The sequence below is a fragment of the Mesorhizobium sp. LSJC269B00 genome, assembly GCF_000502815.1.
GTDB lineage: Bacteria > Pseudomonadota > Alphaproteobacteria > Rhizobiales > Rhizobiaceae > Mesorhizobium.
In genome coordinates this window covers 574600-588440 of the sequence record NZ_AYVN01000002.1, presented here as the reverse complement: position 1 = coordinate 588440, position 13841 = coordinate 574600, and the positions used below count along the sequence as shown (strand labels likewise).

The 13841-nt window shown below is 63.5% G+C and carries 8 protein-coding genes, 1 tRNA gene and 1 pseudogene; 4 read left to right on the top strand and 6 right to left on the bottom strand.

Annotated elements, in window-relative coordinates:
• Positions 1-33 precede the first annotated feature (33 nt).
• Positions 34-1662 (bottom strand): fatty-acid--CoA ligase, encoded by a 1629-nt coding sequence (locus tag X771_RS157685; protein ID WP_023687176.1) that lies wholly within the window; start codon positions 1660-1662, stop codon positions 34-36.
• Between the two features lie 312 nt (positions 1663-1974).
• Between X771_RS157685 and X771_RS157690 the strand changes: the two genes are divergently transcribed.
• Both X771_RS157690 and X771_RS157695 read left to right on the top strand, forming a co-directional pair.
• On the top strand, positions 1975-2334 hold the full coding sequence (locus X771_RS157690; RefSeq protein ID WP_023670697.1) for a hypothetical protein: 360 nt from the start codon (positions 1975-1977) through the stop codon (positions 2332-2334).
• 159 nt (positions 2335-2493) lie between these two features.
• Complete coding sequence (locus X771_RS157695) at positions 2494-2883, top strand: DUF427 domain-containing protein (RefSeq protein ID WP_023687175.1); 390 nt, start codon at positions 2494-2496, stop codon at positions 2881-2883.
• Positions 2884-3048: 165 nt separating this feature from the next.
• Here X771_RS157695 and X771_RS01000000164765 read toward each other — a convergent pair.
• The 3 genes and pseudogenes from X771_RS01000000164765 to ppdK all read right to left on the bottom strand — a co-directional run bounded on the left by X771_RS01000000164765 (position 3049) and on the right by ppdK (position 7886).
• Positions 3049-3818 (bottom strand): annotated as a pseudogene (locus X771_RS01000000164765) (polysaccharide deacetylase family protein).
• A gap of 89 nt (positions 3819-3907) precedes the next feature.
• On the bottom strand, positions 3908-5008 hold the full coding sequence (locus tag X771_RS157700; protein WP_023687174.1) for a glycosyltransferase family 9 protein: 1101 nt from the start codon (positions 5006-5008) through the stop codon (positions 3908-3910).
• Positions 5009-5180: 172 nt separating this feature from the next.
• On the bottom strand, positions 5181-7886 hold the full coding sequence (ppdK, locus tag X771_RS157705) for a pyruvate, phosphate dikinase (protein ID WP_023687173.1): 2706 nt from the start codon (positions 7884-7886) through the stop codon (positions 5181-5183).
• 215 nt (positions 7887-8101) lie between these two features.
• Between ppdK and X771_RS157710 the strand changes: the two genes are divergently transcribed.
• Both X771_RS157710 and X771_RS157715 read left to right on the top strand, forming a co-directional pair.
• Positions 8102-8446 (top strand): VOC family protein, encoded by a 345-nt coding sequence (locus tag X771_RS157710; RefSeq protein WP_023687172.1) that lies wholly within the window; start codon positions 8102-8104, stop codon positions 8444-8446.
• Between the two features lie 110 nt (positions 8447-8556).
• A tRNA-Gln gene (locus X771_RS157715) sits at positions 8557-8631 on the top strand.
• Between the two features lie 117 nt (positions 8632-8748).
• On the opposite strand, the gene X771_RS157720 is transcribed toward X771_RS157715, so the two are convergent.
• Together X771_RS157720 and smc are read right to left on the bottom strand one after the other, a co-directional pair.
• Positions 8749-9057: a hypothetical protein gene (locus X771_RS157720; protein WP_023687171.1), complete on the bottom strand. Its 309-nt coding sequence runs from the start codon at positions 9055-9057 to the stop codon at positions 8749-8751.
• A 1231-nt stretch (positions 9058-10288) separates the two neighbouring features.
• Positions 10289-13813: a chromosome segregation protein SMC gene (gene smc / locus X771_RS157725; RefSeq protein ID WP_023687170.1), complete on the bottom strand. Its 3525-nt coding sequence runs from the start codon at positions 13811-13813 to the stop codon at positions 10289-10291.
• Positions 13814-13841 lie beyond the last annotated feature (28 nt).

The following is a 13841-nucleotide window of genomic DNA, read 5'->3' as shown; positions in this document are numbered from 1 at the left end:
GTAGCTTGAAGTCAAGGAAACGCACGGTCCCGGTCAATCCGTCGGCAGGCGGTAGTCGCTGAACTGCTTGCGCAAGGTGATCTTCTGGATCTTGCCGGTGGCGGTGTGCGGGATTTCACTAATGAAAGCGACGTCGTCGGGCATCCACCATTTCGCCACCTTGCCGTCCATGAACGCCAATATATCGGCCTTGCTCGGCTCCTTGCCGGGTTTGGCGACCACGACCAGCAACGGCCGTTCGCCCCATTTCGAATGATGGACGCCGATCGCCGCGGCCTCGGCGACATCGGGATGGCCGACGGCGAGGTTCTCCAGGTCGATGGTCGATATCCACTCGCCGCCCGATTTGATCACGTCCTTGGCGCGATCGGTGATCTGCATGTAGCCGCTCGCGTCGATATGGGCGACATCGCCGGTGTCGAACCACCCGTCCTTGTCGAACTGCTCGGCGCCGACGCCGCCATAATAGGCTCCGGCGATAGCCGGACCGCGCACCTTCAGCCGGCCGAAGGTCTTGCCGTCCCAGGGCAGTTCCTTGTCGTCATCGTCCGTCACCTTCATCTCGACGCCGAAGGGCGGGTAGCCCTGCTTGCCCTGGATATCGAGCCGGTCCTCGCCCTCGAGCGCTTGATACTGCGGCTTCATGGTGCACAGCGTGCCGAGCGGTGACATTTCGGTCATGCCCCAGGCATGGATGACTTCGACACCGTAATTGTCCTGGAATTTCCTGATGATGGCGCGCGGGCAGGACGAGCCGCCGATGACGACTTTGCTGAGATAGGGAAGCTTCTTGCCGGTCTCTTCCAGATGCTGCAGCAGCATCATCCAGACGGTCGGCACGGCGGCGCTGAAGGTCACCTTCTCGGTGTCGAGCAGCTCGTAGATCGAGGCGCCGTCCATCTTGCAACCGGGCATGACCAGCTTGGCGCCGATCATCGGCGCGCTCTGGCCAAGGCCCCAGGCATTGGCATGAAACATTGGCACGACGGGGAGGATCGTGTCCCGCGCGGAGAGGCCCATGGCGTCGGGCATGGCAGCAATCATGGCATGCAGCACATTCGAGCGGTGGCTGTAGAGCACACCTTTGGGATCGCCCGTCGTGCCGGAGGTGTAGCACATGCCGGCTGCGGTGTTTTCGCCGAAAACCTTCCAGGCGAAGTCGCCATCGGCCTCGTTCAACCAGTCCTCATAGGCAACCACATTCGGCAGCGTCGTTTCAGGCAGATGCGCCTTGTCGGTCAGGACGATCACCTTTTTCAGCGATTTGACCGCGCCGGCGATCTTTTCCAGCAGCGGCATGAAGGTCAGGTCGACGAAGATCCCTCTATCCTGCGCATTGTTCATGATCCAGACGATCTGCTCGGGGAACAAACGCGGGTTAAGCGTATGGTAGATGGCGCCGATGCCCATGATGCCGTACCAGGCCTCTATGTGGCGCGCCGTGTTCCAGGCCAGGGTCGCGATGCGGTCGCCGAGCACAAAGCCATCGCGCTCCAACCGTTGAGCGACCTTGAGGGCGCGGCGATGAACTTCAGCATAGGTGGTGCGAACGACAGGACCTTCGATCGAGCGCGAGACGATCTCGCGCGTCCCGTGCTGCCGCTCGGCATTGTCGATCAGCTTGTGGCAGAGCAGCGGCCATTCCTGCATCAGTCCGAGCATCTGGTTCCTCCCATTGCTTCCTCGTTTTTCCCGTCTTTTGTTCCATTGTGGGACGAACGGACGGATTGTCCAGCCATGACGTCTCCAACCGTTAACGGCTGAAGCAAGCAGTGATCGAAACGCGGGGAAAACCGCCACAATCCGGCCATCGTCGACGTTAAGGTTCGTTAACGGGGTAGGGGTGCGGAGTGGCGACTGAAAGAGGTTCGCATGGACACGCAGCTCGACGACAAGCAGATCGACGACAAGCAGATCGACGACAGGCAGATCGACGACAGGCAGCTGGCTGACAGCGGGGCCGAAGACGTGCAGTTGGACGATATTCAACTCGACGACAAAGAGCTTGAAGACACGCTTGCCGCAAGTCTGGCCGATCTCGTGCCGGAGGCCAAAAAGGTTTCCGAAGACGAATTTGTCGAGGTGGTCGGCGGCGCCCTTGAGGCGGTCGGCGGCACGCTGCTGTTCAAAATGTGCGTCCAGAACGAAGGCGAAGGCCAGCATGTCGCCGCCGCATCGATCGGCGACGGCGGCAATCGCCAGTTCCTGCTGCTCACCTTGCCGACCGGCGGCGGCCCGCTGAAGGTTGAGACGACGTCAAGAAGCACCAACCCGGTAGCCGGTATTGCCGCGGCCTATGCCGGCCTAATGGACGTGTTCAAGACCGCAGCCTAGCATTCCACGCGGGATCGTTTTTAGTGATCGGAAGGCCAGCTCTGGCCTACTGGCGAAGGCTTGCGCAACGAGTTCTCCAGACACATTTTAGGGACATGGGAAGCAACCCCGCACTCTCTCAATCGGACTGTGCTCCCAATCGAACAAGGAGAACCCCGCATGGACCAGATCGCCAACCCCGCCCCCGGCTTTCAGAGCAATCCCGGCAAGGTCATCACCGTCGAACCCTATCGGGGTACCGTGGTCGTGCGTGCCGGCGATACGGTGATCGCCTCATCGAGGCGGGCGAAGCTTCTGTCCGAACCGCCCTACCCCCAGGCATTCTACATCCCCTTCGAAGACATCGACTTCACCCAGCTCGGCAAAACCACCCTGTCGACCCACTGCCCCTACAAGGGCGACGCCAGCTACTGGAGCGTGCTGCCGGCCGGCGAGACCGGCAAGGACGCGATGTGGGGCTATGAGCAGCCCTTCGACGAAATGGCTGAGATTCGCGACCACGGCGCCTTCTATCCCAACAGGGTGACGATCGAAGCAGCACCGGCCTGAGCAAGCGACTCAAGCCGCCGTTGCTCGCTTCGTCATCCCAGGGTCTTCGCGACGGAGCTTCGCTCCTGTTTCATCCTGGGATGACGAAGCTCAGAGGCCTCGGCTAATCTCAAACGTCGGCGACGTCAGTCCAAAGGCGATGAAACTGCCTGCCGCCGCCTGATCCTAATCAGTCGTCCCGTCGTTGCCGACACCGTCGGCGTCATCCAGCCGCACGAACATCAGCCCCTTGGCCTTCAGCGCGAGCAGACTTTGCACGACGCCCTCGCCGGCAGCGTGGGTCGGCTGGTTGATGTGGGCGATGATGACATCGCCATCCTTGGCGGCGGCGATGCGCCGGGCAGTTTCTTTTGCGCCGAGCAACGAGCCGCCATCGCCGTTGATCGAAAGCCGGCGACCTTGAAGCCAAGCTTGCGGATCATGGCGATAGCCGACGGGCTGTATTCGGCGGTCGCGCCGCGAAACCATTTCGGCGCCGGCTCGCCGGTGCCAGCGAGAGCGGCAGCGCCCGATTCGACTTCGGCCTGCACCGCTTCCGGGCTGCCGGCGCTGCGGATGCCGTAGATCTTGCGCGGCGTGTCAACGGCCGGGATGTGATGGCCGCCATGGTTTTCCAGTTCGAACAGGTCCGGATGCGCGCGCATGATCTCGACGGCGGCGGCGTTGCGCTTCAGCCAGATACCGGTGACGAAGATCGTCGCCGGAATCCGGTTCTCCACCAGCGCCGACAGGATCCTCGTATCGGTCTGGCCGCCGCAGGCGTCGAGCGTAAGCGCGACGCGGCCGACACTGCTACCGTCCTCAGCCTTCAGATGCAGCGCCGGCTCGACAAGCGGCGCGGCCTGGGCCGAGGACACGGCCACGATAGATAGCGCCAAGGCGCAAAACAGCTTTTGCAAGGGATGCCTGTCTTGTCTGAGAATCGGCGCTGTCATAGCCGCATCCCAGGACCCGCAACAAGGCGGAAATCGGGATAGTGGCCGTGAGAAAGCTGATATCCCGACAATGTGACCGCCGCGCACCGTCAGACGGCGTGTTCCAGTTCCACATGCGTGCGTGACAGGACTTCGCGCACGGCCGCGACGACCGGTTCGACCTCGAGGCGCCAGACGCAGCAGGCCTTGCTGGGATCGAGCGGATTGCACAGGCTGCCCGCCACGCAATTGCACGGCATGGATGGCTGCAAGGCGAGGCTGGGCACGCCGACCGGTCCCCAGACTGCCGGGCTGGTCAGGCCGAAAAGGCCGACAACCGGCGTTCCGGCCGCTGCTGCCATGTGCATGGGGCCGCTCTCATTGCCGACAAACAGCCGCGCCTGCTGCAACACCGCCAGCAGCGTTTCCAGCGACAGCGCGCCGACGAGGTTGATGATCGACGCGGCACTGGCGAGGATCTGCTCGGCCGGCTTGCGCTCGTCAGGGCCGCCGACGAGTACGAAATCCAGTCCGGTTTCGCGCGAAATCGTGTCGATCACGGCGGCAAAGCGTTCATGCTGCCAGCGCCGGCCGTGAAAACTTGCGCCGGCATGCACCGCGATAAAGCCGTTTGGCCGCAAATGGTGTTTGTCCAGCAATGCCTGGGCCCTCGCCGTCTCCATCGGCAATGGCCGAATCGACGGCACCCGCACGCGCAGGCCGACGCCGAGCGGCTCGAGCGGCGAAAGGTAGCGGTAGAGATAGTGACGTTCGCCAAAACCGAACGGCTCAGCAAAGACATTGGCGGGCTGGCGCTCATGCCAGCGCAGCGGCCTTTCCGGAGGATTGTAGCCGATGCGGGTGCTGGCGTTGAGGAACCTGACGATGAGCCGCGATGTCTTTGAATCGGTGAGGTCGATGGTCAGGTCGAAACGGAATTGGCGCAGCTTGCTGATCATAGAATAGAGCTCGCGCCCACGCTCCAGCGGGGTGCCGCGCATGGCGGCGCGGCGGAAGCTGACGACCTCGGCGGCGATGCCGTGCGCGGTGACGAAACTGGCGAGGCGCGCCTCGCAGAGAAAGACGATCCTGACACCGGGATATTCGAGCTGCAGGTTCTTGGCGAGCGTGGAGGACAGAACAATATCGCCGATGAACTTGGTCTGGATAATCAGGATCGAGCGGAAGGGTCTGGGCGAAATCTGTAACATCTTTTCTCGGCACCGGCGGGTTGGGGGGCCGTGAAATTGGGAAGAAACGATGTCGGGATTGCGTGTTGGGGCGCGCACATCAGCGTGAATTTGCTTACAAAATCGTAAGCTTAGCGCCAAACGGCCACCCAGGGGTGGCCGTTTCATCGATACCGAAAGGACTGTGTCGAAATCAGGATGCCGCGGCGCTCTTTTTGGGGCGCGGCACTGCTGTTTTGGCAATCTGCACCGCGGCTTGGGCTGCGGCCAATCTTGCGATCGGCACGCGGTAGGGAGAGCACGAGACATAGTCGAGGCCGACCTCTTCGCAGAAGCGGATCGAGGCCGGATCGCCGCCATGTTCGCCGCATATGCCGAGCTTGATGTCGGGCCGCGTCGCCCTGCCCTTCTCGGCAGCCATGCGCACCAGTTCGCCGACGCCCTCGATGTCGAGCGAGACGAACGGGTCCTGCTCGATGATACCTTTCTGCCGATAGGTCTCGAGGAAGGATGCTGCGTCGTCGCGCGAGATGCCGAAAGTGGTCTGGGTGAGATCGTTGGTGCCGAAGGAGAAGAACTCGGCCGTGGCGGCGATGACGTGGGCGCGGATCGCCGCGCGCGGAAGCTCGATCATCGTGCCGGTGAGATAGTCGATCTTGACGCCGGTCTCGTCCATGACAGCCTTGGCGACCGCATCGATGCGCGCCTTGACGTAGTCGAGCTCCTTCACCAGGCCGACCAGCGGCACCATGATCTCGGGAACGACCAGCGCGCCGGCTTTCTTGCCGGCCTCGACGGCTGCCTCGAAAATGGCGCGCGCCTGCATCTCGGCAATCTCGGGATAGGAGACGGCGAGACGGCAGCCGCGATGGCCGAGCATCGGGTTGAACTCATGCAGGGCTTCTGTGCGCTGCCTGAGCTTGTCGGGCGAGACGTTCATGGCGGCGGCGACCTCCGCCACCTCCGCTTCCGTCTTGGGCAGGAATTCGTGCAGCGGCGGATCGAGCAGCCGGATCGTCACCGGCAGGCCGGCCATAATCTCGAACAGTTCGAGGAAATCCGAGCGCTGCATCGGCAACAGCTTGGCAAGTGCGGTGCGGCGGTCCTTCTCGGTATCGGCCAGGATCATCTCGCGCATAGCGACGATACGCTCGCCGTCGAAGAACATGTGCTCGGTGCGGCAGAGGCCGATGCCTTCGGCGCCGAAGGAGCGCGCCATGCGCGCATCGAGCGGCGTCTCGGCATTGGTGCGCACCTTCATGCGGCGCACCGCATCGGCCCATTCCATGATGGCGGCGAAATCGCCCGACAGTTCCGGCTGCAGCATCGACACGGCGCCCTTCAGCACCTGGCCGTTGCTGCCATCGATGGTGATGATGTCGCCCTTGCGGAAGGTCTGGCCCATCGACATCAGCGTGCCGGCCTTGTAGTCGACACGCAGCGAGCCGGCGCCCGAAACGCAAGGCTTGCCCATGCCGCGCGCGACCACGGCGGCGTGGCTGGTCATGCCGCCGCGCGTGGTCAGGATGCCTTCCGAAGCATGCATCCCATGAATGTCTTCGGGGCTGGTTTCGATGCGCACCAGGATTGCCTTGCGACCTTGCGTCTTCAGATCCTCGGCATCGCCCGAGGAGAAAACAATCTCGCCGGTCGCCGCGCCCGGAGAAGCCGGCAGGCCGACGCCGATGACATCGCGCGCGGCCTTGGGGTCGATGGTCGGATGCAACAGCTGATCGAGCGAGGCCGGATCGATGCGGGCGACCGCCTCCTCCGTCGTGATCAGCTTGTCGCGCGCCATCTCGACGGCGATCTTCAGCGCCGCCTTGGCGGTGCGCTTGCCGGAACGCGTCTGCAGCATCCACAATTTGCCGCGCTCGATGGTGAATTCGAGGTCCTGCATATCGCGGTAGTGCTGTTCCAGGCGGTCGGAGATGTCGACGAAGGAGCGAAACGCGTCCGGCATCAGTTTCTGCAGCGACGGCTTGTCGGAGCCAGCGGCGATGCGCGCCGCCTCGGTGATGTTCTGCGGCGTGCGGATGCCGGCCACGACATCCTCGCCCTGCGCGTTCACCAGGAACTCGCCGTAGAGCATCTTTTCGCCGGTCGAGGGGTTGCGCGTGAAGGCGACGCCGGTGGCTGACGTCTCGCCCATATTGCCGAACACCATGGCCTGGACATTGACCGCCGTGCCCCAGCTTTCCGGGATGTCGTGCAGGCGCCGGTAGGTGATGGCGCGGTTGTTCATCCAGCTGGAAAACACCGCGCCGATCGCCCCCCACAGCTGCTCGTGCGGGTCCTGTGGAAACGGCCTGTCGAGCTCCTCCTCGACCTTGGCCTTGTAAAGGGCAATGACGCTCTGCCATTCCTGCGCTGTCAGTTCGGTGTCGAGCTCGTGGCCGAGGCTGGCCTTCTGGTCCTCGAGGATTTCCTCGAACACTTCGTGGTCGAGACCCATGACGACATCGGAATACATCTGGATGAAGCGGCGGTAGCTGTCATAGGCAAAGCGGGCATCGCCGGAATCGGCTGCCAACGCCTCGACCGTCTCGTCATTGAGGCCGAGATTGAGCACGGTGTCCATCATGCCCGGCATCGAGGCCCTGGCCCCGGAGCGGACCGAGACCAGAAGCAGCTTCGACGGATCGCCGAAACGGCGCCCCGTCAGCTGCCCGATATGGTCCAGCGCCTTGACGACATCGGCCTGCAACGCGGCCGGATAGCTGTTGCTATTGGCGTAATAGGCGTTGCAGACTTCGGTGGTGAGGGTGAAGCCCGGCGGCACGGGCAGGCCAAGACTGCACATCTCGGCCAGATTGGCGCCTTTGCCGCCGAGAAGGTTGCGGTCGCCCGCACGTCCCTCCGCGGCGCCATCGCCGAAGGTGTAGACCCATTTGGTCATGCTCGCCCTCCAAGTCCTCGGAAGATAGAACACCGGGGCCAAGACCCGGTTCCCCCGCGTTCCGACCCGAGCGTTATTATGCTGCAGCGCGAAAGGCAAGGTGTGGCAGCGAAGCCTGGCGACTACAATCGATTAAGCAAAAGCTGCGTCGAAAAGACTTGCCGGATCGCTGCCCAGGATATAGAACATATAGGGAACAAGTTGGGAGCAGCGTGATGAAACTCAACGGAAAACTCGACTATCTCGAACTGCCCGCGACCGGCGCGACGCTGGACAGCGTCAAGGCTTTCTACAGCGCCGCCTTCTCGTGGTCGTTCACCGATTACGGGCCGACCTATTCGGCCTTCGGCGAAGGGCTCGATGGCGGCTTCCAGGCCGATGCAGGCGAGGCTCCGGCGAAACCATTGCCGGTGCTCTATTCGCAGGATCTGGAAGCAACCCTCGACGTTGTCGAAAGCGCCGGCGGCACGATCGTCAAGCCGATATTCTCGTTCCCGGGCGGCAGGCGGTTCCATTTCACCGATCCCGCCGGCAACGAGTTGGCGGTCTGGGGCGAATAGCGCTTCCCCGCGCGAAGCGGTGGATCAGTTTTGCATAGTGGCCAACTCGGCATTGAGCTTTCGTGCCGCTCGTCTTATAAGGCCGCGCGCAACGGGCAAAGCTCGCTTGCTGGGGCGTCGCCAAGTGGTAAGGCATCGGTTTTTGGTACCGACATTCCCAGGTTCGAATCCTGGCGCCCCAGCCAAATCACATGCCTTTGGAATCAATGATTTACCGACCTTATCGATGGCTCCCGTCAGGAGCTATCTGACTCCCACGCGACCCCGACTCCGTTGACAGAGCCGGGGCCGTGCGGAGAGGATCAGTAATCGTTGTCGTCCTGGATGACGACGGGATGATGCCGATGATGTCGATAATAGCGATGATGGCTGCGCTCGATCGAGCCGGTCACGATGACCATATCCCGGCGATGATGTCTGCGGCCGTGGTCGTAGAAGGCAACCGTGCCGTGTCTGCGGTGATGAAGGCGTTGACCCTGGTCATTGATGACCTTTACGCTCCTGTGATGATGTCGATGGTGGGTCGTGATGACCACGTCAGCTTCGGCTGCCGGAGCTATCGTCGGCATGGCAATGAACAGCGCCAAGGCGCTCACGATCATTGTTTTCATTGTAATATCTCCACCTGCTAATTATCCCTTCGCGGGGATAACCGCGTCCCATCCCTTTGGTTCCGAGTAGCGTCGTCGGTCCACGGGCGCGATCAGTGACGGCTGCTCCCGTGCAACACGGCGTATCGAAAGAAGAAGTTGCGACAGCAGCTCCTGTTGGCAACTTCTGGTAAAGGCGCTCTTTCAAGCCGACCACCAGGGTTACGCCACTCGACAAAGGAGCGCTGCACAGGACCCTTCTATGTCGTCGCGTTCGATCTCCTGATCTGTGACGGGAAACACCCGTCTTGCGAGGAAGACCGTCGGCACAATTTGTGAGATTTACGAGACCAATCAGGCCATCTTAGATCGCCTAAGTCGGGCCGTCTCAGATCCCGTAAGAAAGTGCAAGGTAAACCACCGGCGCCAAGATCAGCAGAACCGCGATTCCGATAACCACTGCGATTGCCAGGCGCTCTGTTCGCCTGACAAGCTCAGCGACCTTGTCGTCGTCAGCCGATGGTATGAGGTCAAGAACGGAAGAAACCTCCGCAGGACTGTCGTTGTCGTTTGCGGGTCGGGTTGCGCCGTCACGCACAGATCTCTGGACAAAGGTCACTGTTAGCCTCGCTATTGAAACGCACGCCGTTGGCGGTGTCACGACAATCGGGTGCCCGCTAACCTCTCAGGAATGGCGGGCACCCGATTGACCACCGATGAAGGGACTCATGCTCGGCAGCCCGGTTCCAATGTATCGGGAGGGCATAGGTTGCCCGCCTTCAGGCCTATGGCTCCGACGTCAGGACTTCAGTCATACCCTGTTCGGACCTTGGTCTGGCAATCGACGAAGCGATGGCCGCCATTTTGTTTCGATGCAGAAAATGCGGGAACATTAGTAGGCTCTTACGAGTTCACTCCCAGCAACTAGTTCGGGAGAGATACGGTGAACAACATAATCTGGCTCATCGGAGCAGTCGTTATCGTGATTGCGATACTGAGCTTCCTGGGCTTCCGATAAACGTGGCAGCTGAATTGCGGTCGGAGCCTATTGCCATCTGCGCCTTGTAGGCATCGCTTTCGCGTTGGCCGGGCGCTTTGCATGTGGGCTTTGGCGTTCGCTCTCAGGTGGCGCTTAAATTCCTTCTCTTCGAACCTTACAGAATGCGCGTCGCAAGCAGGTCGCAAGGGCGACGGTCCTATTGCAACAGTCGGATCGACGCCATCGCCGACGAAATCAACAAAGCATGCTGCGTCAGCTCGCCTCGCGCATCGCCTCGGCGGCCTGCAGATCGACCGAGACCAGTTGGCTGACGCCCTGCTCGGCCATGGTCACGCCGAACAGGCGGTTCATGCGCGCCATCGTGATCGGGTTGTGGGTGATGATGACGAAGCGCGTCTCGGTGGTCGCGGCCATTTCGTCCATAAGGTTGCAGAAGCGTTCGACATTGTGATCGTCGAGCGGCGCGTCGACTTCGTCGAGCACGCAGATCGGCGCCGGATTGGTCAGGAACACGGCAAAGATCAGCGACATCGCCGTCAGTGCCTGCTCGCCGCCGGACAGCAGCGTCATGGTCTGCGGCTTCTTGCCGGGCGGACGTGCCAGGATTTCGAGCCCGGCTTCGAGCGGGTCGTCGGATTCGATCAGCTGCAGTTCGGCCGTGCCGCCACCGAACAGATGCGAGAACAGCCGCTGGAAATGGCCGTTGACCACCTCGAAAGCGGCAAGCAGCCGTTCGCGGCCTTCGCGGTTCAGGCTCTGGATCGCTTGCCTGAGCTTGCGGATCGCCTCGATGATGTCCTCGCGCTCGGAGACGATGGTCTCCAGCCGGTCCGACAATTCCTTCTGCTCTTCCTCGGCGCGCAGATTGACGGCGCCGAGCCGCTCGCGCTCAACCTTCAGCCGGTCGAGCTGGCGCTCGATCTCGGCCATTTCCGGCATCGGGCTGTCGGCTTCCAGGCCAGTATGGCGAATGACCAGATGCGGCGGCGTGTTCAGCGTTTCCTGGATGCGCGCCTCGACCTCGAGCCGGCGCTCATCGGCGGCGGTCAATCGCTCTTCGGCGCGGACGCGGGTTTCGCGGGAATCGGCCAGCGACTGGATGGCCGCGGTGGCGGCCTTGTCCAGCTCGGCCTGCTTGTTCTCGGCCTCCTGCAAACGGTCGGCGGCCGCCTTGCGCAAGGTCTCGGCCTCGGTCAGCTGCGACAGCAGCGCGCGCCGCCTGGCGTCGATCTCGTCGGGGGCGTCGGCCAGCGTTTCGCGCTCGGCCTCGGCCTCGGCCCTGCGCTCGCCCAGCGAGGCAATCTGCGTCGAGGCGTTTTCGGCCCGCTGCAACCAGTTGCTGCGCTCGGCGCCGATGGCGTCGAGCCGGCGCGTGCGCGCCTCGGCTTCGCGGCGCAGGCCTTCATGGACGGCGCGCGCGTCGGCCAAGGTTGCGCGATCGCGGCTGACATTGGCGGCGGATTGTTCAAGCTGCAATTGCAGGTCGCCGAGATCGGGGGCGTCCNCGCGGCTGACATTGGCGGCGGATTGTTCAAGCTGCAATTGCAGGTCGCCGAGATCGGGGGCGTCCTGCAGCAGCATTTCGGCCTCGGCGAAGGCGGCGGCCGTTTCTTCATGGCTGTCGACGATTCGCGCGCGCGCCTCGTCCAGGGCGGCGCGGCGGCTTGCCAGCTCGCCACCGGCCTTTTCGGCCTCGGCCAGCGCGCTGCGGGCGGCGTCCAGGCCGTGCTGGGCATCGCGCCCGGCCTGGCGGGCGTTGCGTTCGGCCTCGCTCGCCTCACGCAGCGCCTGTTCGGCCTGGGCAAGGGCAGCCTCTGCCTCACGCATCATCTGCGTCGCCTGCACCGCCTCGGCATCGAGCTCGGCCAGCCGGTTCTTCTGCGCCAGCCTCTGCGCGGCCGCGGTCGGTGCATCGGCGCTGGCGGTCAAGCCATCCCAACGCCACAGCGCGCCGTCACGGCTGACCAGCCGCTGGCCGGGGGCAAGCAGCGTCTGCAGGCGTTTGCCGTCCGCCGCATCGACGATGCCGATCTGCGCCAACCGGCGGGCAAGCTGCGAAGGCGCGCGCACCACGCTGGCGAGGCTCTTGAGGCCTTCCGGCAAAGCCGCATCGCCTGGTTCAACCTGGCTTTCGCCCCAATGCACCGGCGCGCTGCGGTCGAGCGGCACGTCGAGATCCTCGCCAAGCGCAGCACCGAGGGCCGTCTCATAGCCGCGTTCGACGCTGAGTTGCTCCAGTACCGACGGGAAAAGATCGCCGCTGGCGGCATTGAGGATCTTGGCCAGCGTGCGGGCTTCGGTCTCGATGCCGGCGAGTTCGGCCCTGGCATCCTGCAGCGGCGGACGGGCGGCACTCTCGGTGGCGCGCGCCTCGGCGACCGCCTGTTCGGCAGCAATGGCGCCGGCCTCGGCTTCCTCCAACCGGGCGAGCGCGTCCTCGACCAAAGCGCGCTTCTCGGCGGGATCGGGCAGGCCGGCGACTTTCGAGACGATCTCCGATAGCTCGCGGTCGACATCGGCCAGCTGGCGGGCAAAGCGATCGCGGCGTTCGGCGGTGTCGCGCAGCGTGCGCTCGATCTGGTTGCGCGAGGCGGCGGCCTCTGCTCGTTCGGCGGTCAGCGCCGCGAGCTTTGCTTCGCTTGTTATAAGCGTTGCGCCGGCCTGCTCGAAAGCGGCCCGCGTCGTGGCCTCGCGCTCGGCGGCGCCGGCATTTTCGGAGTTGAGCGTGGCTTCTTCCTCGCGCAGGCGCTCAAGAATATCCGCATTGTCGCGGACCATGCGCTCCTCGCGGGCGATGTCGCCGTCGAGCTGCTGCAGCCGGCGCTCCAGTTCGGCCTGGCGGGCGCGGATGCGGCCAGCCTCCTCCTCGATCTGAGCCTTGGCGATCGACAGCCGCTGGAAGGCGGCGGCAGCCGCGGCCTCGGCGTCACGCAGATCGGGCAGCCGGTGGGCGCCGATGCCTTGTTCCCGGGCGGCAGCCATCTGGGCGGCGGCGCGGTCGCCGACCAGAGCTGTGGCAACCGCCAGCGCCGACCGCGCATCGCCCTCCTGGGTCTTGGCCAGCGTCCAGCGCAGATGCAAGAGCGTGGCTTCCGCCTTGCGGATATCGGCCGACAGGTTCTTGAAGCGCGATGCCTGGCGCGCCTGGCGCTTAAGGCTTTCGATCTGGCTCTCCAGTTCGCCGACGACATCGTCCAGCCGTTCCAGATTTTGTTCGGCCGCCTTCAGCCGAAGCTCGGCCTCGTGACGGCGCGTGTGCAGGCCGGAAATGCCGGCGGCTTCTTCGAGCAGCGCGCGGCGCGCCTGCGGCTTGGCCTGGATCAGTTCGCCGATGCGGCCCTGTCCGACCATGGATGGCGAGCGCGCGCCGGTCGACTGGTCGGCGAACAGAAGCTGCACGTCCTTGGCACGGGCTTCCTTGCCGTTGATGCGGTAGAGCGAGCCGGCTTCGCGCTCGATTCGGCGCGACACTTGCAATTCATCGGCGTCGTTGAAGGCGGCGGGCGCGGTCCGGTCGCTATTGTCGAGGAACAGCGTGACTTCGGCGGTGTTGCGGGCCGGGCGCGTTCCCGAGCCGGAAAAGATCACGTCGTCCATGCCGGATGCGCGCATGTTCTTGTATGAGCTTTCGCCCATCACCCAGCGCATCGCCTCGACAAGGTTCGACTTGCCGCAGCCATTCGGCCCGACAATGCCGGTCAGGCCGCGTTCGATGACGAACTCGCCGGGTTCGACGAAGGACTTGAAGCCGAGGAGGCGAAGGCGCGAAAACTTCATTCGCGCCTGCCTGGAAGGCACAAAGGTG

Bases quoted from the DNA above. Each gene is read 5' to 3' on its own strand.
- X771_RS157700 (WP_023687174.1), bottom strand. From the start codon at position 5,008: ATGTTACAGATTTCGCCCAGACCCTTCCGCTCGATCCTGATTATCCAG.
- ppdK (WP_023687173.1), bottom strand. From the start codon at position 7,886: ATGACCAAATGGGTCTACACCTTCGGCGATGGCGCCGCGGAGGGACGT.
- X771_RS157720 (WP_023687171.1), bottom strand. From the start codon at position 9,057: ATGAAAACAATGATCGTGAGCGCCTTGGCGCTGTTCATTGCCATGCCG.
- X771_RS157710 (WP_023687172.1), top strand. From the start codon at position 8,102: ATGAAACTCAACGGAAAACTCGACTATCTCGAACTGCCCGCGACCGGC.
- X771_RS157695 (WP_023687175.1), top strand. From the start codon at position 2,494: ATGGACCAGATCGCCAACCCCGCCCCCGGCTTTCAGAGCAATCCCGGC.
- X771_RS157685 (WP_023687176.1), bottom strand. From the start codon at position 1,662: ATGCTCGGACTGATGCAGGAATGGCCGCTGCTCTGCCACAAGCTGATC.